Genomic DNA, 21,494 nt, shown 5'->3' with positions numbered 1-21,494 from the left:
CAGGCCTGCCGCGCGTTTTGCTCTTTTCTGAAATGCTTATCTCAATTCCTTTGTTCCCTTGTTATCAGCCACACCGGAAGATGCTTTCGAGGCTAAGACAATAGATAACAAAGGAATTCACCATGCACATCGCTTTTCGTTTACCGCTGCTGACGGCGCTGATTACCGTCAGTTCGGTTCAGGCCTTTGCGGCGGAAACGCCGGTTAAAGGCGGTACCCTGATTTACCTTGAACAGCAAGCGCACACCAATTTGTATCCCCCGGCTGGCGGGTTTTACCCTAACGGCGGCATCCTCAACCAGATCACTGACAAGCTGACCTGGCAGAACCCGCAAACGTTGCAGGTGGAACCGTGGATTGCTGAAAGCTGGACCACCAACGCCGACAAAACGGAATACACCTTTAAAATTCGCCCTGGCGTCACCTTTTCAGATGGCACTCCGCTTGATGCGGCTGCTGTGGCGAAAAACTTCGACACTTACGGACTCGGCAACAAAGCGCAGCGCTTGCCGGTATCGGAAGTCATTAATAATTACGATCACAGTGAAGTGATTGATGCGCAGACGGTGAAATTCTACTTTAAAAAACCATCGCCGGGGTTCCTGCAAGGCACTGCGACAATCGGGTCAGGGCTGGTTTCCCTCAGCACGTTGCAGCGCAACTTCGATGAGCTGGGTGATGCGCGGCATATTATCGGCTCCGGGCCGTTTGTGGTGACGGACGAGAAACTGGGGCGTGAAGTGACGCTACAGGCGCGTAAAGCGTATCAGTGGGGACCAAAAAATAGTGCCCAGCAAGGCCCGGCCAATCTGGATGGTATTAAATTCATCGTTACGCCGGAAGACAGCGTGCGCATTGGCGCGTTACTGGCGGGACAGGCCGGTTTTATTCGTCAGGTACAGGCCTATGATGAAAAACAGGCCACGGAACAAGGCTTTGCCATCTATGCGCCGCCAACTCGTGGCGTCAACGACAGCATCAGTTTCCGCCCGGATAATCCGCTGGTTGCCGATCTACGCGTGCGCCAGGCCTTACTCCATGCGACAAATGCGAAACAGGTCGTCGACACCCTCTTCTCTGCCAATTACCCGCAAGCCACTTCGGTTATTGCCCACACTGCTGCGGGTTACGTCAACCTTAGCGATGCACTGAAATTTGACCCGGTCAAAGCCCGGCAGTTACTTGATGACGCAGGCTGGAAAACCGCAGCGAACGGGATCCGCACCAAAGAGGGTCAACCGCTGGCGTTGACCATTTATGAGTCACTGCCGCAGCCACAAAACAAAGAGGTACTGCAACTGGTGGCGCAGCAATGGCGTCAGGTCGGCGTGGCGCTGACGGTCAAAGCCGGTGATGCAGGCAGCCGCACGCTCGATAACCTTGACCCGCTGAAAACGCCGCTTACCGTTTCGGAAGTCGGCCGTGCCGATCCGGATGTGGTGAAAAGTATGTTCTACCCTGCCAACCGCGACGCGCTGCTGCAACAGGGCGGATCCAGCGACAAGGTAAAAAGCTTTCGCGACGACAAACTCAACGCCTTGCTGGTAAATATTTCCGCCGAAGTTGACCCACAAAAACGTCTGCAACTGACCGGCGATGCGCAGCGCTATCTGCTGGAAAATGCCTATGTGATCCCTATTTTTGAAGAGCCGCAGGTCTTTGCTGGCGCACCCTGGGTGAAAAACGTCAACTTTGAAGCCGTGGGGCGTCCATCGTTTTACGGCGCGTGGATTGCGAAACACTAAGGGGGCGAGCGATGAGCCACTATCTGTTGCGTCGTGCAGGGCTTGGGCTACTGGTACTGTGGGCAGCTTTTACGCTCTCCTTCGTACTGCTTCAGGTGCTGCCGGGCGACGCGGTACTGATTAAATTTCAAAATCCGGATCTGGGGCTCAGCCCGGCGCAAATCGAGGAGATGCGCCTTGCCTATGGCGCGGATAGCCCGCTGTGGCAGCAATATGTGCACACACTGTTCGCGATGTTGCGCGGCGATTTTGGCTATTCGGTCCAGGCTGGCGTAGCAGTGAGCGAACTGATTCGCAGTAATCTGCCCGAAACACTGAGCCTCGCCCTTCCCGCATTTGCGCTTGCCGTGGTGCTGGCCTTTGCCCTGGCATTTGCCTCGCGACTGCCGTTCCTGCGTGGCATAAGCAACGGGATTCAGGCGTTGCCAGTACTGTTTATCTCGCTGCCAACCTTCTGGCTCGGTATCGCGCTGATTCAGGTGTTCTCCTTCCAGTTGCGGTGGGTTCCGGTTATCAACCCGTCGCCGCTGCAAGGGGTGATTCTGCCGATTATCACGGTCGCTATTCCGATCTCCGCACCGCTGGCGCAGATCCTGATGCGCAGCCTCGACCAGGTTGCCGCGCAGCCGTTTGTGGCAGTGGCGCGGGCGAAAGGTTTAAGCGAAACCGGCGTACTGTGGCGGCATGTGACCGGTAACGCGTTACTGCCGGTGCTGAACGTTGCCGGTTTACTGTTGGGTGAGTTAATTGCGGGCGCGTTGATCACCGAAACGGTATTTGGTCGCGGCGGGCTGGGGCAACTGACCCAGCAGGCGGTGAATAACCAGGATATCGCAGTTTTACAGGCCGTGGTGATGATCTCTGCGCTTGGGTTTGTGCTGATTAACCTGCTTGTTGATCTCCTTATGCCGTGGTTTGACCCACGGCTGAAAACGGTGACCGGAGGTGCCTTATGAGTCTGGTTGACTACGCAGCTGCCGCCCGTAAGCGGGTAGAGGTATTTCCTGTATTTCGCTGGCAGCCCGGCTTATGGCTGGCCTGGCTAATAATAGTGCTGGCGGTGACGGCGGCGTTTTTTCCGGGGCTGTTCACGCATTACAGTCCCGTTGAAGGGATTGCCGGTGCACAACGGCTGGCACCCCAGGCCAACCACTGGCTGGGCACCGATCAACTTGGGCGCGATCTCTATACCCGGATTATTTTTGGTGCGTCGCACTCCCTTTCTGCTGCGTTGGCCGCCGTGGCAATGGGATTGTTGGCCGGCACCTTGCTGGGCGTCATGGCGGGGGCTGTTGGTGGGCGCACCGAGTCGCTACTGATGCGCCTGGTGGATGTGCTGCTCTCTATTCCGTCGCTGTTGTTGTCACTTACGGTGATCATTCTCCTGGGGTTCGGCACTGTGAATGCTGCGATTGCGGTTGGGGTGGCGTCGGTTGCCAGTTTTGCCCGTCTGGCGCGTGGGGAAGTGGTGCGTATTCGCCATACCGATTACGTTGAAGCCGCCAGAGGCAGTGGCGGTACATTCCTGGCTGTGCTGTGGCGGCATATTTTACCGAACTCGCTGACCGCAGTACTGGCCTTTGCCACGCTGCAATTCGGCCAGGCGATCCTCGCCCTCTCCACCCTCAGTTTCCTCGGCTACGGCACGCCGCCGCCCACCCCGGAATGGGGATTGCTGATCGCCGAAGGGCGTAACTATTTATCCACAGCCTGGTGGCTGACCACGTTCCCCGGCGTCGTGGTTATTTTGGTGGTGCTGGCGGCGAACCGCATCAGCCGCCAGCTTAGCGGAGGTCGTCCATGACGGTGCTTACCGTAGAAGATTTGACGCTCAGTTACCGTACCGGGCGTGAATGGCGAGAGGTGGTTCATCACGTCAGTTTTACGCTCAAGCGCGGCGAAATGCTGGCGTTTGTCGGGGAATCCGGCTCAGGAAAAACCACTACCGCGCAGGCGATTATGGGGCTGCTGGCCGACAATGCCCGTCGCGACAGTGGAACGATCCTGCTTAATGGTGAGGCGATAAGCCAGTGGTCAGCCAGGCGACTGGATAGTCTGCGCGGTGCTCGCATCAGCCTTGTTCCGCAGGATCCGGGCAATTCGCTTAACCCGGTTAAAACCATCGGCGCACAGGTGGGAGAAATCCTCACGCTGCACAGCAAAATCAGCGCCCGTGAACGTGATGAACAGGTGCTGGCATTGCTCACTAAAGTGGGGTTGAGCCACCCGGAACAGCGGATGAAACAGTTTCCGCATCAACTCTCCGGCGGCATGAAACAACGGGTGTTAATTGCTATCGCGATTGCACTGCAACCGGACTTGATCATTGCCGATGAACCCACCAGCGCGCTCGATGTTACGGTGCAAAAAAGGATCCTCGATCTGCTGGACAGGCTGCGGCGCGAGTCCGGTACGGCGGTGCTGTTTGTGACGCACGATTTGGCACTGGCGGCTGAGCGAGCTGACCGTTTACTGGTCTTCAGGCACGGAGAAATTCAGGAACAAGGCGCAACGGCGGATATTATTCGCGCGCCGCAACAGGCGTATACCCGCCAGTTACTGAGCGATCTTCAGGGCCATGCGCTGACAATTGCGCCAGTATCCGGTCAGCCACTGGCGTTGGCGGCTATTCGTGTGCGGGAGATCAGCAAGCAGTTTTCACTGGGCAAAGGCCACGCGCTGCAGGCGCTCGACTGCGTCAGTTTCGATGTCCGTCGCGGCAGTACGCATGCGCTGGTGGGTGAGTCTGGATCCGGCAAAACAACACTGGCGCGTATTCTGCTGGGATTTGAACAGGCCGACAGCGGTAGCGTGATGATTGATGGCATTGATGCCACGCACCTGAGCCAGGAGGCCCGCCGCCAGTTACGCCGCAAAATTCAGTTTGTTTATCAGAACCCGTTTGCGTCGCTGGATCCGCGCCAGACGCTGTTCGACATCATTGAAGAGCCGCTGAAGAATTTCGAGCCCGTCGATAAGGCTGAGCGTAAACGCCGGGTGGAAACCGTGGTCCGGCGCGTTGCGTTGTCGCCGGAACTGTTAAGTCGCTATGCTCATGAACTCTCAGGTGGACAGCGGCAACGCGTTGCGATTGCCCGCGCCCTCATCCTCGAACCAGGCATTCTGGTGCTGGATGAAGCCACCTCGGCGCTTGATGTGACCGTACAGGCACAGATCCTTGCCCTGCTCCAGCAATTACAGCAGCAACTCGGGCTGACCTATCTGTTTATTACACATGACCTGGCGACGGTTCGCCGCATTGGGCACAGCGTGACAGTGCTACGCAATGGCCGTGTTGTCGAACACGGAACGGTAGAAAGTCTCTTCGCCGCGCCTCAGGACAACTACACCCGGGAATTGATTAATGCCATTCCCCATTTTTCACCTGCCACGGAGGAGTTCGCATGACGCGAAAACGCCTGGGATTTTTTACCCGTTTACTGGATGATGCGCCGCCTAAGGAGCGCTACCGACTGGCGACAGAGCAGATCCGCCATGCTGAGCGCCAGGGGTTTGACAGTGCGTGGATTGCGCAGCACCACTTTCATGAGCATGAAGGCGGTTTGCCTTCACCGTTGGTATTTCTGGCGCATGTCGCTGCGCATACGCAGAGCATCCGTTTAGGTACGGCGATCATCACCCTGCCGCTGGAAAACCCGTTGCGCGTGGCGGAAGATGCGGCCGTACTGGATTTGCTGGCCGGCGGGCGACTGGAAGTCGGTTTTGGCTCCGGCGGTACGCCGACCTCGTTTCTGCCGTTTGGCCTGACGATTGACCAGCGAGCAAGCGTGTTTGCTGAATATCTGCATCTGATCCAGAGTGCCTGGCGCGGTGATTCACTGACCGATCCCGATAATCATCTTTACCCACCGGCACCGCAACTGGCGGAGCGTGTATGGATCGCCACATTTTCCGTTGAGGGGGCAATCCGCGCCGGACAGGCGGGGCACGGATTAATGCTCTCCCGCACGCAGCCGCGACCGGCAGACGCTCTTTCACTGACACTGGATGCGCTGCAAAACCCGATGGTTGATGCCTACCTTGACGCCCTTCCGGCAGGTGTTGCGCCGCGCATTCTCGCCTCGCGCACTGCATTTGTTGCCGACAGCACGGAATATGCGCTGCAGGTGGCAACACCGGGGTTAACCCGCCAGGCGCAGCAGCACCGCGCGGCGGGTTATGAGGTTATTGGTGACAGTGTCACGGATTATATTCGCCAGTTCGATGCGCATATCGGCGATCCGTCAACGGTGGTTGCCTCCCTGAAAAACGACAGCATTCTGGCGCGCGCAACCGATATCTCCTTCCAGGTTCACTCTGTGGAACCGTCGCATCAGGACACATTACGCTCTATCGAACTGATTGCCGGGCATGTCGCCCCACATATTTTATAAGGAGTCACGATGGCTTTACGTCAGGATATTCTGGCTGAACTGGCGGAGATCGCCCCCGGTTCCACACTGGCCAGCGCCCGCGATACCCGTGATGCCGCGACGCTTCACGCACAGGGTAGCTACGATGCCCTGTTTGGTGCGGAAAACGCCGACTTCCCGGCCGATGAGCGCTTTATTGTGGCGGCGAAAGTGGCGAAATGGCACAACGCCAACGATCTGGCGGCGCATTACGCCAGTTTTGGTCTGGCCGACCCCACATCCGCCCGACTTTCCCCGGCGCTGGATTTTGCCCGCTTGCTCACCTTCTCTCCGGTAAAAGCCACACCGGATGCACTGAAATCGCTGGCGAGCGCTGGCTGGAATAAACAGAGCATCGTCACGCTGGCGCAACTGATCGCGTTTGTCAGTTTTCAGAGCCGGTTGTTGGTGGGGTTACGGTTGCTGAATGGAAAACCGGTTGCTGCCAGCGAGAGCACGGTAGCCGCAGGTGTATGGCATACCGCACCGCGTACCCAGAGTGGCAAAGTCGCACCGGTGGCTTTTACCCAGCAAGAGCTGGGCTGGGAGCCGTGGATTGCAGCGAAACCGCTGGCGGAATTTACGCCGGACGAACAGGCAATTCTGGCAAAGTTCGGTCATACCGATTCGGACTATTTTCGCTTGTTAGGGCGTAACTTACCGGTGCTGGAACAGCGCACGTTAACGGATAAAGGCATTTTTTACACCCCAGGTGGTCTGCCGCGTGCAGAGCGTGAACTGGCCGCGACGGTCGCCAGCAAGATTAACGGTTGTATCTATTGTGCTTCTGTCCATGCGCGTAAAACCAGCCAATTGTCGAAGGATGACAATGCCGTAGAAGCGTTGCTGGCCGTACCGCCGGGGAAAACGTTAAGCGAGGGGCAATCGGCGCGCTGGGGTGCTGAAATTGAGAGTGCTGCGGCGTTATCGGTGACACCGCCGGCGTTAACGGCGGCCCATCTGGCGACACTGGATGCGCAGGGGCTGGATACCTTGCAACAGCTGGATCTGATCCAGTCGGCGGCGTTTTTTGCCTGGGCTAACCGCCTGATGCTGACGCTCGGAGAACCCTATTTGCCATAATGGGGGTCAGCGAGACCCGGCCTGCAAGGGTTTTCATCACCCGCGTTGCAGGCCGGAGAAGACGCGGGTTTACTCTGCCACCGGTTCCAACTGGCGCGCGGCTTTACGACGCCCGTACATCATCAAGGCCGCCATTGCGGCCAGTGACAACAGCGCAGCAGGGAGTGTGAGGTAGCTGTAGGTAAAGCCAAACGCAATGATCAGCCCGCCGAACCAGGCGCCGAGGGCATTGCCGAGGTTGAACGCCATCTGCCCGCCTGCTGCGCCGAGCATTTCACCGCCCTTCGCATTTTGCAGCAGCATAATTTGCAGCGGCGCGGAAACGGCAAACAACCCGGCGCAGCATACAAACCCCATTGCCAGCGACGCCTGCTTATGTTCACCCAGCACAAACAGCGCCAGCATTGCCAGCACCACAATCAGTTCGGTCACAACCGCAATGCGCAGCGGGCTGAATCTTACCGATAGTCTGCCGCTGAACATATTGCCCAGCACCATACCCAGCCCCATCAGCATCATGATCAACGTCACTGCGGTGGGGGAAAAGCCAGCGATAGTCACCATAAACGGTTTGACGTAGCTGAACCAGGCAAACACCCCGGCATTACCCAGCATAGTGGCGGCAAAAATCAGCCACGGTTCCGGTTTTCGCAAAAAATGAAACTGCTCACGCAGGTGGGTTGGCGCAGTATCGTGCAGGTCCGGCACCCAGAAAATCACCGAAACAATCACTGCTGCATCGAATAACACAATCAGCATAAATGTGTAACGCCAGCTAAATTCATGCCCCAACCAGGTGCCCAGCGGGATCCCCACCAGGTTGGCGACGGTCATGCCCGCGATCATCCCCGCCACCGCCATGGTCACTTTGCCCGGCGGCGCAATTTTGGAGAGGATTATCGCGCCGACGCCAAAAATCGCACCGTGGGGAAACCCGGAGATTAACCGGCCAATCAGTAACATCGTGTAGGAATTGGAAAAGGTGAAAATAGCATTACCAAGGACGCACAACGCGACCAGAAACAGCATCACCTTTTTGAGCGAAAAGCGGCTGGAGAACAGCGCCATAATCGGCGCGCCAATGACCACGCCCACGGCGTAACCGGAGATTAAGTACCCAGCAGAAGGAATAGAGATACCGACATCCCTGGCAAGTTCGGTGAGGACGCCCATGATGCCGAACTCCGCCATGCCTAAACCAAAGGTCGCAAGTGCCAACGAAAAAACCGTTTTTTTCATACTACGGACCACTTGTTAAAAGATTGCGACTCGCATTATTGACCATCCGCTCCGGGCAGACCAGTTGAAATGTCCCGGCTGGCACATTAATCCATGGATTCGGTCGCTTTTGATCTGTCGGATATCGAATGGCGTGCGAACGGTAATAAACGTAACGGCAGACTGCCGCGCCGGCATAAACCAGGCTATGCTCAAAGAGTTCCCTCTTCCTGGAGCAGGAAAGCCATGCATACGCTTCGCGTTGAACGACTGTCATCCATTACCGATACGCTGGCAACCGATTTAACCCGGCTGCTGGCAGAGCTTTCCCCCCACGCACCAACGCTAAGCGTGGAAGACTTTCAACGCGTGTTTGCGTCTGACTCGGTGCATCTGTTTGTGGCCTGGGATGATGGCGTTCCCGCCGGTATGTTGACCTTAGTCTGTGCGACACTGCTCTCTGGCAAGAAATGCATGATCGAAGATGTGATTGTCGGCAGCGAATTCCGACGCCGTGGCATCGCGACGGCGTTGCTGCGCTCCGCCCTCTCCTTTGCCTGCATTTATGCTGCGCGCTATATCGAACTGACCTCTCGTTCTGAGCGTGAAGAGGCCCACGCGCTGTACCATAAATTTGGTTTTTTTGAGCGGCAAACGCATGTATATCGCTTAACGTTGCTTAATAAACCCCTTCTGTAAGCAGTCTGCGCCAGACGAGGTGCTGGCGCAGTTTTTCAGTTAGTTAATGCCTTCCGTGCTCTCTTTTTTGGCTTCCATTCGCTCGACCTCACGGTACCAGCGCGGATGATGTTTTTGCGCCCAACGGCGGCTGACCTTACCTTCCACCATGCCTTTAATGGAGCCTTTCACCCAGAACGCCATATACATATGGATCAGGATGGCATGGATTAAAATAATGGCCGAGGTGGCGTGCAGCAGCAGACTGTAGCGGATCACCTGAATGGGAAAATAGTGCGCAAAGTAAGGTCGCCAGATGATGACGCCAGTGACCAGCAGCACGGTCATCATGCTCATGATGGTCCAGAACATCATTTTCTGCCCGGCGTTGTATTTCCCGACTTTCGCCACTTTGTGCTCATTGCCTTTTAACACCTCGACGATGTTTTTCAGCCACGGCAGATCCTGCTTGTCCGGGATGTTGTGATGAACAAAACGCACAAACATACACATCAGCGCTATGAACACCACCACACCAAAGAACGGGTGCAGAATACGTCCCATCTGCGGTGTACCGAACGTTTCTGTCAGCCATTGCAGCGTCGGGAAGAAGAACGAAATCCCGGACAAGGCGACAAGGAAAAAGCAGATAACCACCGTCCAGTGACAGGCGCGGTCAATAAACTTTGTGCGCACAATCATTTTCGACTTACTCATGGGGGGACTCCTCGTCGTCATCCACTTCTTTGTTCGGCCCGATGCCGACGTAGTGATAAATCAGCCCGGCGAAGGTGGCGATAAAGCCGGCGGCAGAGAGCGGTTTTAACACCCCTTTCCACAACCCGACCGCCGTATCGATATGCGGATCTTTCGGCAGATTGTGATAAAGCTGCGGCTGATCGGCATGATGCAGCACATACATCACATGCGTACCGCCGACCCCCTGCGGGTTATACAGCCCTGCGTTGGCGTAACCCCGCGCTTTCAGCTTCTCAACCCGCTGTTGCCCCAACTCCAGCATCTCCTCTTTGGTGCCAAAATGAATGGCACCTGTCGGGCAGGTTTTCACACAAGCTGGCTCCTGACCCACACTGACGCGATCGACGCACAGCGTGCATTTATAGACCCGGTTATCCTCTTTATTGAGGCGAGGGACATTAAACGGACAGCCAGCGATGCAATAACCGCAACCGATGCAGTTCTCCTGCTGGAAGTCGACAATGCCATTCGCGTACTGAATGATCGCCCCGGCGGACGGGCATGCCTTCAGGCAGCCGGGATCCGCACAGTGCATACAACCGTCTTTGCGGATTAACCACTCCAGCTTGCCATTCTGTTCGGTTTCGCTAAAACGCATCACCGTCCAGGATTTGGCGCTGAGATCGGCGGGGTTATCGTAAACCCCGACGCAGTGCCCCACCTCATCGCGGATATCGTTCCACTCCGAGCAGGCCACCTGGCAGGCTTTGCAGCCTACGCAGGTGGAGACGTCGATCAGCTTGGCGATTTCCGCTTTGTGATCGCGCGCCCGTGGGGGCGGCGTCACCGGGTTGGTTGCGGAGCGTTTGATAATGTCCTGAGTTTCCATTGTCATACTCGCCCCTTACGCCTTCTCAATATTCACTAAAAACGCCTTATATTCCGGTGTTTGCGAGTTCGCATCACCGACGTTTGGCGTCAGGGTGTTGGCGATATACCCCTTCTGCGCCACGCCTTCAAAACCCCAGTGCAGCGGGATGCCGATAGTTTCCACAGGCTGACCGTGAACCTGCAACGTACGCAGACGCCGCGTGACGACTGCCACCGCGCGGATAAACCCACGCTGGCTGCTCACCGTTACCCGATCGCCATTAGCAATGCCTTTTGCCGCTGCCAACGTTTCGCTGATTTCAACGAACTGCTGCGGTTGGGCGATGGCGTTCAGACGCGCATGTTTGGTCCAGGTATGGAAGTGTTCGGTCAGGCGATAGGTGGTGCCGACATACGGGAAGCGATCTTTTTTCCCCATTCGTTTCGCATCTTCCGCGTACAACCGAACTACCGGGCTGGAGACCACATTCGGGTGCAACGGGTTCGTGCCAATCGGGGTTTCGACCGGTTCGTAGTGTTCCGGGAAGGGCCCTTCCGCCAGCTTATCAAGCGCAAACAGGCGGCCCAACCCTTCCTGCTGCATGATAAACGGCCCGGTATTGCTGCCTGGCGGCGCGGTAGAAAAGTCCGGAATATCGTTACCGTGCCATTTCGTGCCGTTCCACTGGATCAACATCCGTTTCGCATCCCAGGGTTTCCCTTGCGGATCGGCGGAGGCGCGGTTGTACAGCACACGGCGGTTCATTGGCCATGCCCACGCCCAGCCCAGCGTATTGCCCAGCCCCGACGGATCGGCGTTATCGCGATTCGCCATCTGATTGCCCTGTTCAGTCCAGCTACCGCTGTAGATCCAGCAGGACGAAGACGTAGTGCCATCATCGCGCAGCAGTGCGAAACTGTTCAGCAGTTGCCCTTTTTTCGCCAGCAACTGACCGTTGGGATCGTACAGATCCGCCAGCGCATAGCCGTTGTTCTCTTTCGCCACCTCTTCCGTGTGTGGATTGTGGGGCTGGCTGTAGTTCCATGACATTTTCAGCAGCGGTTCCGCACCTTTTCCGCCTTCCATACGGTACATATCACGCAGGCGGTGGAAAATCCCGGCCAGAATTTCACCGTCATTCAATGCTTCTCCCGGCGCATCCTGACCTTTCCAGTGCCACTGCAACCAGCGTCCGGAGTTAGCAATAGAGCCATCCTCTTCGGCAAAACAGGTCGACGGCAAACGGAACACTTCCGTGGCAATCGTCGCCGGATCGACATCGTTCATCTCACCGTGGTTCTGCCAGAAGGTGGAGGTTTCCGTCACCAGCGGGTCGATCACCACCATATATTTGAGCTTGCTCAGGGTGCTGACGACGTTGTTTTTGTCCGGGAACGAGGCTACCGGGTTAAAGCCCTGGCAGATGTAGCCAGTGACTTCCCCCTTCGCCATCATGTGGAAATACTTGATGACGTCGTAAGACTGATCCCACTTCGGCAGCCAGTCGAAGCCCCAGTTATTCTCTTTCTGCGCGGCATCGCCGTAGAACGACTTCATCAGACTGACAAAGAATTTCGGGTAGTTGCTCCAGTAGTTCACCTGATCCGGCAGCATCGCTTTCGGCGTATTCGCGCTCAGGTATTGCTGCAAATCCGTCTGTTTTTCCGACGGCAGCGTAAGGTAACCTGGCAGGCTGGTCGACAGCAGACCGAGGTCCGTTAACCCCTGGATATTGGAGTGCCCGCGCAATGCATTCACCCCGCCGCCAGCCATACCCATATTGCCCAGCAGTAACTGGATCATCGCCATGGTGCGGATGTTCTGCGCGCCAACGGTGTGTTGCGTCCAGCCTAAGGCATAGAGGAAGGTGGTGGTGCGATCGGCTGCGCTGGTTGAGGCCAGCACGTTACACACTTTCAGGAAGTCCGCTTGCGGCGTGCCGCAAATGTTCTCGACGGTTTCCGGGGTATAGCGTGAGACATGCTGTTTCAGCAGGTTCCACACACAGCGCGGGTGGCTGAGGGTGTCATCGCGTTTGGCGTAGCCGTTTTCATCAAACTGATAGTTCCATGATGACTTGTCATACTGGCGTTTCTGCGCGTCGTAACCGCTGAATAAACCCTCTTCAAAGGCAAAATCATCCCGCACCAGCAGGCTGGCGTTGGTGTAATGTTTGACGTATTCGGCGTTAATCTTGTTATGTTCGATCAGGTAGCGCAGTACACCGGAGAGGAAGGTGATATCCGTCCCGGAGCGGATTGGCGCGTAAATATCAGCCACCGATGCAGTACGCGTAAAGCGCGGATCGACCACAATCAGCGTGGCATCATTGTTATTTTTGGCTTCCATTGCCCAGCGGAAACCGACCGGGTGGGCTTCAGCGGCGTTACCGCCCATCACCATCACCACGTTGGCATTTTTGATATCAACCCAGTGGTTGGTCATCGCACCGCGACCAAATGTTGGAGCAAGACTTGCTACCGTTGGTCCGTGTCAGACACGCGCCTGGTTATCTACCGCCAGCATGCCGAGGGCGCGCACAAATTTTTGTGTCAGCATACCGGTTTCATTGCTTGCCGCTGATGCGCAAAGCATACCCGTAGAGAGCCAGCGATTGACTGTCACCCCTGTGGCGTTGGTTTCCATAAAATGCGCATCGCGGTCGTCTTTCATCAGACGGGCAATACGGCTGAAGGCGTCATCCCAGGAGATGCGCTGCCATTTATTCGAGCCGGGTGCGCGGTATTCCGGGTAACGCAGGCGGTTTTCGCTGTGTACGTAATCCAGCAAGCCAGCGCCTTTCGGGCACAATGCGCCCCGGCTGACCGGATGATCGGCATCCCCTTCAATGTGGTAAATGGTCTCTTTGGCGTTTTTTGCGCCATCTCCCAGGCTATACATGACGAGCCCACAACCCACGGAGCAGTATGTACAGGAATTTCGGGTCTCTTTTGCGCGAAGCAATTTATAATTTCGCGTTTGAGCCAGCGCCATTTTCGGGGCAAACCCCAATGCGGCAACTGTGGTTCCTGCCATACCGCCCGCGCAGATGCGGAAAAATTGTCTGCGGCTGACGTCCATTGCTTTCCTCATTATTGGTTTTCGACTTCGGGCGGGAAACTAAACATTCCATACGGTGTGGTAATTGCGATAAATCAATAACCGCCGGGGGCTGATACCTAATAGTCGCCGCTGTGGGGTTTTTCTTATCCTTAAGGATTACGTCATTCGCCCGGCAACAAGTAACTGTGTTATAAGGTGAGGTTTTGTTACGGACAATACAAGTGCAGCGATGACGAAAAAACGCGCAACGCTAATTGGTTTACTGGCGGTATTATTATGGAGCACGATGGTCGGGTTTATTCGGGCAGTCAGCGAAGGACTCGGCCCGGTGGGCGGCGCGGCCATGATCTACAGCATCAGTGGCTTGTTGTTAATCTTTACGGTGGGTTTTCCCCGCCTGCGCGCAATTCCCCGCCATTATCTTATTGCCGGTAGCGTTCTATTTGTCAGCTATGAGTTGTGCCTGGCACTCTCGCTGGGGTATGCGAATACGCGCCAGCAGGCGATAGAAGTGGGGATGGTGAATTATTTATGGCCGAGCCTGACGATTCTCTGCGCGATATTATTTAACGGGCAAAAATCCACGCTGTGGGTTGTCCCCGGTTTATTACTGGCATTAGTGGGTGTGTGCTGGGTATTAGGCGGTAATAACGGTCTGAATATTGCCGATATCCAACGCAATATTATTTCCAACCCGCTCAGTTACGCGCTGGCTTTCGCCGGGGCATTTATTTGGGCAATTTACTGTACGGTAACCACCAAATACGCCAAAGGGGCGAATGGCATTACGCTGTTTGTTTTACTGACGGCAGCAACCCTGTGGGTAAAATTTGCCCTCACGCCGCAACCCGCCATGCTCTTTACACTGCCGGTGGTGGTGAAATTAGTGATGACCGGTATCGCGCTCGGTTTTGGTTATGCGTCATGGAATATTGGCATATTGCACGGCAACGTGACTGTATTGGCGGCGGCGTCGTATTTTACACCAGTGTTCTCTTCGGCTCTGGCGGCGTTTGTTTTAAGCGCCCCGCTCTCCTTCTCATTCTGGCAAGGCGCGGTGATGGTGTGCGCCGGGTCGTTGCTCTGTTGGTGGTCGACCCGGCAGGTGGCTTAACCCGGCGTCTGCGGGCGCAGGTGAAGCCCTGCGTCCTTATCGTGACGGCTGTTCCGCTTTTGCCAGACTGAACCAGATCCCCACCGCCAGCACGATCAACAACACACCTGCTGTACTCAGCGCCACGCTGTGAGAACTGATAAACGCCGTTTTTGCGGCAGCGATAATCTCCTGCGCCAGACCCGTATTGCTCTCCTGCGCCAGGCGGAACGCCTCACCAATCGAGGAGGACGCCTGTGTCACTTCGTGACTGCTCAACCCCGACGGCAACTGGATAGAATGGGCAAAGCTGCGGCTTAAAATCAGGCCAAACACCGCAATCCCGAGCCCGGCCCCCAGTTCGTAGGACATGGTTTCAATCGCGCCCGCCGCCGCCGCTTTCTCTTTTGGCGCTGCGGCCATGATAGCCGAGGTTGACGCCAGTAATGCGCTGGCGGCGCTGAATCCCAGCAACGCCATTAATATTCCGGCCTGCCATGGCTGCGTGGAGAAATGGGTGACCGACAAGCCAAGAAAACTGCATGCGCTTAACGCCATTCCACCCGTCGCGACCCGCCGTAAACCCAGGCTGGACACCAGAAAGCCTGCAATTGGCCCGCTAAACCCACTGGCCAGCATCACCGGCAGCATAAACACCCCGGCAGCAAACGGCGTAAAGCCGTGCACAAATTGCAGTTCCTGTGCCATCAACAGCTCAAAACCGACCAGTGTGATCATCGCCGTCATCGCCATCACAACGCCGCTTAAAATCACCGGGTGGGTAAACAGACGCATATCGATCATCGGTGTTTTTGCCGCTAACTGCAGACGGACAAACGTCGCCAGCAACAGGCCACCGACCAGCAACGTGCTGGCGATAATCCACAGCGGCAATACCCCTTTCATGGCGCTTTTGGCGCTCCAGACCAGCAGCAGGATTGCCACAATCAGCCCCAGCGCCTGGTTCAGGTTTAACGGCTGTTCTTTACGCCCCTGCTGGCGTGGTACCAGGCGGGCAGTCAGCGCCATCACCATAAGCACGATCGGCACGTTAATCAGGAATACGGAACCCCAATAAAAATGCTCCAGCAGCATGCCCCCGACTAAAGGACCGAATGCGGCTCCGCCGGAACCTACCGCCGCCCACACACCGAGCGCAGTATTACGGTGACGCGCCTGCGAGAACGTCGTGCGGATACCGGCAAGCGTTGCCGGTACGATCATCGCCGCGCCTATTGCCAGCAGTGAGCGTGTGGCGATAAGCCAGCTGGCGCTGGTTGCGAAAGCCGCCAGCAACGAAGCCGTACCGAACAGGCCGCTACCCATCAGCAGCAGGCGTTTAAAACCGATTCTGTCACCCAGTGCGCCCATTGGCAGCACCATGCCCGCCATCACCAGCGAGTAAATATCAATTATCCATAACAGTTCATTACCGCTGGCGTTCAGTGCGCTGCTGAGCGTCGGCGCAGCGACGTGCAATACCGTCGCATCGATGGCGACCGGGATGTACACCAACACGATAATGACCAACGTTAACCACTGACGAAACATACAACACTCCACGTTTTATCAATCCTGGACAGGCGTCCAGAATGGCGATCCTACGTAAAGTTGAACGCATGTCCAGCTTTTTGTTACACTCGGTTTCGTCTCTGTTGAGGGGAGTTTTTATGGGTTACTTACACCGTGATGATCGCCGGGAGGTGATCTTACAAGCCGCCATGCGTGTGGCACTGGCGGATGGGTTCGCCGCCATGACGGTACGGCGTATCGCCCAAGAAGCTGCTGTGGCGACGGGCCAGGTTCATCACCATTTCGCCTCGTCGAATGAACTTAAAGCGCAGGCGTTTATCCGGCTGATCGACGCATTGCTCAATGTGGAAGTGATCCCTGCGACTGCACCGTGGCGCGATCAATTGCATTCCATGCTCGGCAGCGATGACGGTGGGCTGGAGCCTTACGTGCGACTGTGGCGTGAAGCGCTGGTGCTGGCTGGTAAAGAGCCGGAAATCAAAGGCGCATATCTGCTGACCATGGAAATGTGGTGTGACAAAGTCGTGGAGCTGATCGACAAAGGCCGTGCCGCAGGCGAGTTTGCCGGCGGCGATGCGGCGCACGATATCGCATGGCGGCTTATTGCCTTTGTCTGTGGGATGGATGGCATTTGTATGCTGGGGATGCCAGATGTCGATGAAGCAGCCTTCAATCGCCATCTGGCGGTTATGATCACAAAAGAGCTGTGCTAAGCCTGTACACCGTGCAGTTCGAAACGCGACATCACCGTCTCCAGCTCTTGCAGACTAAAACCATGCTGCGCGTCATTCACTCCCAGACCAAAACGGGTTTGCAGGGTTTCATACAGTGCAGCCACGTCGGCCAGCACCTTTTCTTCCTGCACCTGCCCCTGCCGCCAGTGGGTAAAGTGGAAGTTGGTGAGCGTCAGTTTCTCCCCGTCCGGCAAATGGCGGCACATCAGCAGATGATGGCGAAAATGCGACGCCGGCCAGTGGGCGGAGTGAAAATTACCCATCACAAAATCCGCCTGATATTGCTGCCCCATTTCAAACTGATACATCGACTGCCAGCGTTGATGGTGACGGAACTGCAACACCCAGTCGTCTCCGGCGCGCTGTAAACGGTACACGCCATGCGGAGTGATCTGCTCAATATCAGCTTGCAGCCTGATCGGCGCGGTCAGAGTTTGACCGCCAAAGCCCACATCGGCGATCCACGGCTCTCCCGCAAGTTGAACCAACAAAATGCGGTGGGTGCGCGGCGGCATCTGCGACGGGTTGGCGATCACCACCCTCCCCAGCAAACTGCGCACCTCGAAGCCCACCTCGTTCAGCGCGCGTTCAAATAATCCATTTTGTTCAAAACAGTAGCCGCCACGGCGGGCCACCACCAGTTTTTGGAAGACAGCCTCATCGCTGAGTTCGATTTCACGCGGTAGGACCACATCAAGGTTTTCAAAGGGAATCGCGCTGTTGTGATGCAGATGCAGCGCCCGCAGTGTCTCCAGCGACACATCCAGAGAAGCGTTCCAGCCAATACGGGCCAGATAAGCGGTCAAAAAAGGGGTCATACAGGCTCCTTGCGAAAGATGTCCCTTTGTTATAACGCATTTTTTTCCCTGTACCGGCGATTTTGTGCCCTGCATTTATCGCTTTGTGCTGCGTTGCAACAGGCTCAGCGCCGTGAGCATTAACAGCAATCCGGCGATCAACGTCAGTGTCGCCATGGCCATCCCCTGACCCACCGATCCCTGCTCAAACTGCCGCCAGATAAACACGGCGACCGTTTGTGTTCCGGCGGGGGCCAGCAACAGTGAGGTGACCAGTTCGCGAGAGGCAATGGCGAACACCATTAACATGGCTGCCAGCATGGCCGGAAAGATCAATGGGAGCACAATCAGACGCAGTGCCTGAAAGGCGCTGGCACCGTGTACCCGCGCGGCGGGCTCAAGATTGCCGCCAAGTTGACGCATAGCGCTACTGATATAGCGCACCGGCCAGGGCAGCAGCAGGCAGCAATAGGAGAGCAGCAAAATCGCCCACGTGTTGTAAGGCGAAACCGGCCAGAATGCACGGTTCCACATCAGGATTAACCCCACCCCGACCACAACCCCTGGCAACGCCGCAGGCATCAGCGAAAGCGCATCGATGATGGCGCGCCCTTTTACCTTCTGTAATACCACCAGCCAGGCAATGCACAACCCCAGAAAACCGGTGAGCAGCGCCGCCGCCAGCGCCAGCGACAGACTGGTGCCAAGCGCCCAAAGTGCATCGCCCCGTTCAGCAAACAGCGCGGCAAAATGTTTCATCGTCAAATTAGCGAGCGACACGCCGCCCGAGAGTGTTGAACTGAATGCGGTAATGGCCATCGACAATCCAGGCAACACCACTGCAATAAAACCGACCAGCGCCATGAGAATGACAACCGGTATGCTTGCCAGACCGAGCCGTGCGCCCACGTTTTCAGTGGGTTTACCCGAGACGCTGGTAACGTCGCTGCTGCCGGTGAGTTTGCGTTGCAGCCACCATCCGCCCAGGGCAATGGCGATCAGTACAACGGAAAGCAGCGCGGCGCCTGGCATGTCGATGGGCCAGTCGGCCAGCTTCTCTTCAATTCCCACTGTCAGCATCACCACGCCGGCACGTGTCCCCAGCGCGGCGGGAACGCCGTACTCCTCTACTGCAAGGGTAAACGCCAGCAGCATCCCGGCAGCCAGTGCGGGAGACAAGAGTGGCAATGTGATATGGCAAAACGCCCGCCAGGACGTCGCACCGTGGACACGCGCCACTTGTGCCAGGCGTTGCCCGCTGGCGAGCAGGCTGCGTGATACAGCGAAATAGACCACCGGGAAAATATTCAGCGTCATTACCAGCACAATCCCGCTTTTGCTGAACAGCAGATTATTCAGGTCGAGACCGGTAAGCTGCATCAGATACCCCTGCGTTTGCAGGATCAGCATCCATGACAAGGCGGCAATATAGGGCGGCGTGAGGAACGGGATTAAAAACAGCAGATCCCATAATTTTGGCCACGGCACATCGAATAACCCCCGCACGATGCCGAGCGGCAGGCCAATCAACATGCTGAGTAGCGCAACACCGGTGGCAATACGCAGCGTACCGCTGAACATGGCGGGCAGTTGCGGTTCTGCCAGCAGCGCAGGCACCCCGGCGAACGCATCGTTGAATGTCCCGGCGCTGAAATGGGGGAAAACAGCCTGCAACACAATAAACAGTAACGGTAGCGCCACCAACAGCGCCAGCAGCGCTATCGTCACTCGCGCAATCATCTTCTGGTTCACAGCGGCAATCCTGAAAGCGGGGTTACCCCCGCTGAAATGAGAATGGCATTACTGCGCAAACAGCGTATTAAAGCGCTTCAGGACTTCACCGCGTTCGCTGGCGCCGCCACTTTGCGTCGGTAACACCTTCAGTTCGGTGAACAGCGGGCGTTTTGCTTCAACATCGGTACGGGCAGGCATTAGCCAGGCATCGGCAACCATTTTCTGTCCCTCCGGCGACAGCACATAGTCCACGAATGCTTTGGCGTCATCGGCATGCTGCGTGGTTTTGAGGATCATCATCGGGCGCGGTGCAATTACCGTGCCGCTGGCCGGGAAGATCACTTTCAGCGATTCACCCTGCGCAATATTGCCGTAGGTGACGTAATCTACTGCGCCAAACACTGCCGCTTTCGCGCCTTGCATCACGGGTGTGACGGCCTGGGCATTTGGGCCGCTTACCACCATGCCGTTTTGTTTCAGGGCATCGAACAACTGCCAGGCTTTCTCACCCATGCCGTTTTGCAGGCCAATCAGCAGATCCAGCGACGCGCCAGAGAGCGCTGGATCCGGCGTGGTGACTTTATCTTTAAAATCTGCGGTGGTCAGATCCTGCCACTCTTTCGGTTCCGGAGTGCCGCTTTTGCTGTTCCATACAATGCCCAGCGCGGAAACCCCTTGCGCAATGTAGTCCGTGCTTTTTAGCGTCTCCGGCACTTTCGCGGCGTTCGCACTGCTAAACGGCAGCAACCAGCCCCGGTTATGCAGATCTTCTGCAGTGTCCCAGGAGGCAGAGATCAAAATATCCGCCTGTGGATTGGCTTGTTCTGCTTCCAGTCTCGCCATGACTTTGCCGGTGGTGGCCTGGAAGATATCGACCTTCACGCCGGTCTTCTGCTCAAAACCGCTGGCAAGGCTTTTTGCCAGCGACCCAGGACCGGCGGTATAGACGGTCAGCGCATGCGCACTGGACATGATCATGGACGACAACACCATGGCTAAAGCGACTCCTTTTTTGACAGACAGTATGGTTTTCATGCCATTTCCCCTGAGGATGATGTAACGGTGCATTCAGATTCAACAGTGCCAGCGGCGAGATGCACAATGCGGTCGGCAAGCCATTCCGCTTCCCGACGATCGTGGGTGACATAGACGGCAGTGGTGCCGATTTGACGCAGCAATTGCGCCATCTCATGGCATAAAGACTCGCGCAGTGCGCTGTCGAGATTGGAGAGCGGCTCATCAAACAGCAACACACGGGGTTCGGCGACAATGGCGCGCGCCAGTGCGACGCGCTGCTGTTGCCCACCGGACAACCCTGCGGGTTTACGTCCGGCGAATGCCGTCAACCCGACTCTTTCCAGTGCCTGCATGACGCGTTGCTCACGCTCGGCACGCGGAACATTGCGCATCTTCAACGGAAAGGCGACGTTTTGCGCTACGCTCATATGCGGCCACAGCGCGTAATCCTGAAAGACCATGCCAATGTCACGCGCTTCAGGCGGTAACGACCAGCCCGCTTTTGCCATCAGGCGATCGCCAAACCAGATCTCACCGAATGCGGGTTCAGCCAGCCCCACCAGCAAACGCAGCAGCGTGCTTTTGCCGCAACCGGAAGGCCCTAGCAACGCAACGACGCTACCGGGTTGAATATGTAAGTCGATATGATGGAGAACAGTGTGTGTGCCAAAAGCGTAGGAGACACCTTTAAGGCGGATATCCGTGAATGCATCCATCAGCAGGCTCCCGCAGCAGGAAGCCGTGACTGACCCATGAACCGCAGCTCACAGGATGCATCCACCTGCGCACAAGTCAGGGGAGCAAACATACTGGTATC

The 21,494-nt window shown here is 56.5% G+C and carries 18 protein-coding genes; 9 read left to right on the top strand and 9 right to left on the bottom strand.

The window, feature by feature from the left end; all coding sequences use genetic code 11:
• Positions 1 to 122 precede the first annotated feature (122 nt).
• The 6 genes from GA0061071_RS11145 to GA0061071_RS11120 are packed head-to-tail and all read left to right on the top strand — an operon-like array spanning position 123 to position 7,240.
• Entirely contained in the window at positions 123 to 1,745 is a 1,623-nt protein-coding gene (locus GA0061071_RS11145) for a TIGR04028 family ABC transporter substrate-binding protein (protein ID WP_088237557.1), read from the top strand.
• 11 nt (positions 1,746 to 1,756) lie between these two features.
• Positions 1,757 to 2,701, top strand: coding sequence for an ABC transporter permease (locus tag GA0061071_RS11140; protein WP_061495892.1), 945 nt, complete (start codon positions 1,757 to 1,759; stop codon positions 2,699 to 2,701).
• Positions 2,698 to 3,549: an ABC transporter permease gene (locus GA0061071_RS11135; RefSeq protein ID WP_088237558.1), complete on the top strand. Its 852-nt coding sequence runs from the start codon at positions 2,698 to 2,700 to the stop codon at positions 3,547 to 3,549. Before GA0061071_RS11140 ends, GA0061071_RS11135 begins: the two co-directional genes overlap by 4 nt.
• The gene (locus tag GA0061071_RS11130; RefSeq protein ID WP_088237559.1) at positions 3,546 to 5,153 is read left to right on the top strand and encodes a dipeptide ABC transporter ATP-binding protein; all 1,608 of its coding nucleotides are present in this window, start codon (positions 3,546 to 3,548) and stop codon (positions 5,151 to 5,153) included. Before GA0061071_RS11135 ends, GA0061071_RS11130 begins: the two co-directional genes overlap by 4 nt.
• Complete coding sequence (locus GA0061071_RS11125; protein WP_088237560.1) at positions 5,150 to 6,139, top strand: putative FMN-dependent luciferase-like monooxygenase; 990 nt, start codon at positions 5,150 to 5,152, stop codon at positions 6,137 to 6,139. Before GA0061071_RS11130 ends, GA0061071_RS11125 begins: the two co-directional genes overlap by 4 nt.
• A gap of 9 nt (positions 6,140 to 6,148) precedes the next feature.
• A complete protein-coding gene (locus tag GA0061071_RS11120) occupies positions 6,149 to 7,240 on the top strand; it encodes an alkylhydroperoxidase domain protein (protein WP_061495900.1) in 1,092 nt (363 codons plus the stop codon).
• 69 nt (positions 7,241 to 7,309) lie between these two features.
• On the opposite strand, the gene araJ is transcribed toward GA0061071_RS11120, so the two are convergent.
• Entirely contained in the window at positions 7,310 to 8,479 is a 1,170-nt protein-coding gene (gene araJ, locus GA0061071_RS11115) for an MFS transporter AraJ (protein WP_061495902.1), read from the bottom strand.
• 225 nt (positions 8,480 to 8,704) lie between these two features.
• Here araJ and GA0061071_RS11110 point away from each other — a divergent pair, with 225 nt between their 5' ends.
• Positions 8,705 to 9,157 (top strand): GNAT family N-acetyltransferase, encoded by a 453-nt coding sequence (locus GA0061071_RS11110; RefSeq protein WP_061495904.1) that lies wholly within the window; start codon positions 8,705 to 8,707, stop codon positions 9,155 to 9,157.
• A gap of 39 nt (positions 9,158 to 9,196) precedes the next feature.
• Here GA0061071_RS11110 and fdnI read toward each other — a convergent pair whose 3' ends face one another.
• Genes fdnI through fdnG form a run of 3 tightly spaced genes read right to left on the bottom strand, consistent with a single transcriptional unit; the run spans position 9,197 to position 13,787 of the window.
• Positions 9,197 to 9,853, bottom strand: a complete 657-nt coding sequence (gene fdnI, locus GA0061071_RS11105) for a formate dehydrogenase-N subunit gamma (protein ID WP_088237561.1) — start codon at positions 9,851 to 9,853, stop codon at positions 9,197 to 9,199.
• Positions 9,846 to 10,730, bottom strand: coding sequence for a formate dehydrogenase subunit beta (gene fdxH, locus GA0061071_RS11100; protein ID WP_088237562.1), 885 nt, complete (start codon positions 10,728 to 10,730; stop codon positions 9,846 to 9,848). The genes fdnI and fdxH overlap by 8 nt, the downstream gene beginning before the upstream one ends.
• Before the next feature lie 9 nt (positions 10,731 to 10,739).
• The gene (gene fdnG, locus GA0061071_RS11095) at positions 10,740 to 13,787 is read right to left on the bottom strand and encodes a formate dehydrogenase-N subunit alpha (RefSeq protein WP_088237563.1); all 3,048 of its coding nucleotides are present in this window, start codon (positions 13,785 to 13,787) and stop codon (positions 10,740 to 10,742) included.
• Positions 13,788 to 13,998: 211 nt separating this feature from the next.
• On the opposite strand from fdnG, the gene yddG reads away from it, so the two are divergent.
• Positions 13,999 to 14,883 (top strand): aromatic amino acid DMT transporter YddG, encoded by an 885-nt coding sequence (gene yddG / locus GA0061071_RS11085; protein ID WP_088237564.1) that lies wholly within the window; start codon positions 13,999 to 14,001, stop codon positions 14,881 to 14,883.
• A 36-nt stretch (positions 14,884 to 14,919) separates the two neighbouring features.
• Here yddG and GA0061071_RS11080 read toward each other — a convergent pair whose 3' ends face one another.
• Complete coding sequence (locus GA0061071_RS11080; RefSeq protein WP_088237565.1) at positions 14,920 to 16,413, bottom strand: MFS transporter; 1,494 nt, start codon at positions 16,411 to 16,413, stop codon at positions 14,920 to 14,922.
• 119 nt (positions 16,414 to 16,532) lie between these two features.
• On the opposite strand from GA0061071_RS11080, the gene GA0061071_RS11075 reads away from it, so the two are divergent.
• Positions 16,533 to 17,108 carry a TetR family transcriptional regulator gene (locus GA0061071_RS11075; RefSeq protein WP_088237566.1) on the top strand — a complete coding sequence of 192 codons (576 nt, stop codon included), beginning with the start codon at positions 16,533 to 16,535 and terminating at the stop codon, positions 17,106 to 17,108.
• On the opposite strand, the gene nhoA is transcribed toward GA0061071_RS11075, so the two are convergent.
• From nhoA to GA0061071_RS11055, 4 genes are all read right to left on the bottom strand, one after another.
• A complete protein-coding gene (gene nhoA / locus GA0061071_RS11070; protein WP_061495919.1) occupies positions 17,105 to 17,947 on the bottom strand; it encodes an N-hydroxyarylamine O-acetyltransferase in 843 nt (280 codons plus the stop codon). The genes GA0061071_RS11075 and nhoA overlap by 4 nt on opposite strands.
• Positions 17,948 to 18,022: 75 nt before the next feature.
• Positions 18,023 to 19,666, bottom strand: a complete 1,644-nt coding sequence (locus GA0061071_RS11065) for an ABC transporter permease (RefSeq protein WP_408612871.1) — start codon at positions 19,664 to 19,666, stop codon at positions 18,023 to 18,025.
• A gap of 60 nt (positions 19,667 to 19,726) precedes the next feature.
• Entirely contained in the window at positions 19,727 to 20,695 is a 969-nt protein-coding gene (locus tag GA0061071_RS11060) for an ABC transporter substrate-binding protein (RefSeq protein ID WP_061495924.1), read from the bottom strand.
• Entirely contained in the window at positions 20,692 to 21,393 is a 702-nt protein-coding gene (locus tag GA0061071_RS11055; RefSeq protein WP_088237567.1) for an ABC transporter ATP-binding protein, read from the bottom strand. The genes GA0061071_RS11060 and GA0061071_RS11055 overlap by 4 nt, the downstream gene beginning before the upstream one ends.
• Between the last annotated feature and the right edge of the window lie 101 nt (positions 21,394 to 21,494).

It is taken from the genome of Kosakonia oryzendophytica, assembly GCF_900094925.1.
Classification (GTDB): Bacteria; Pseudomonadota; Gammaproteobacteria; order Enterobacterales; family Enterobacteriaceae; genus Kosakonia; species Kosakonia oryzendophytica.
Note: the sequence above shows the minus strand (reverse complement) of the source record. Positions and strands in the feature narration are given on the sequence as shown.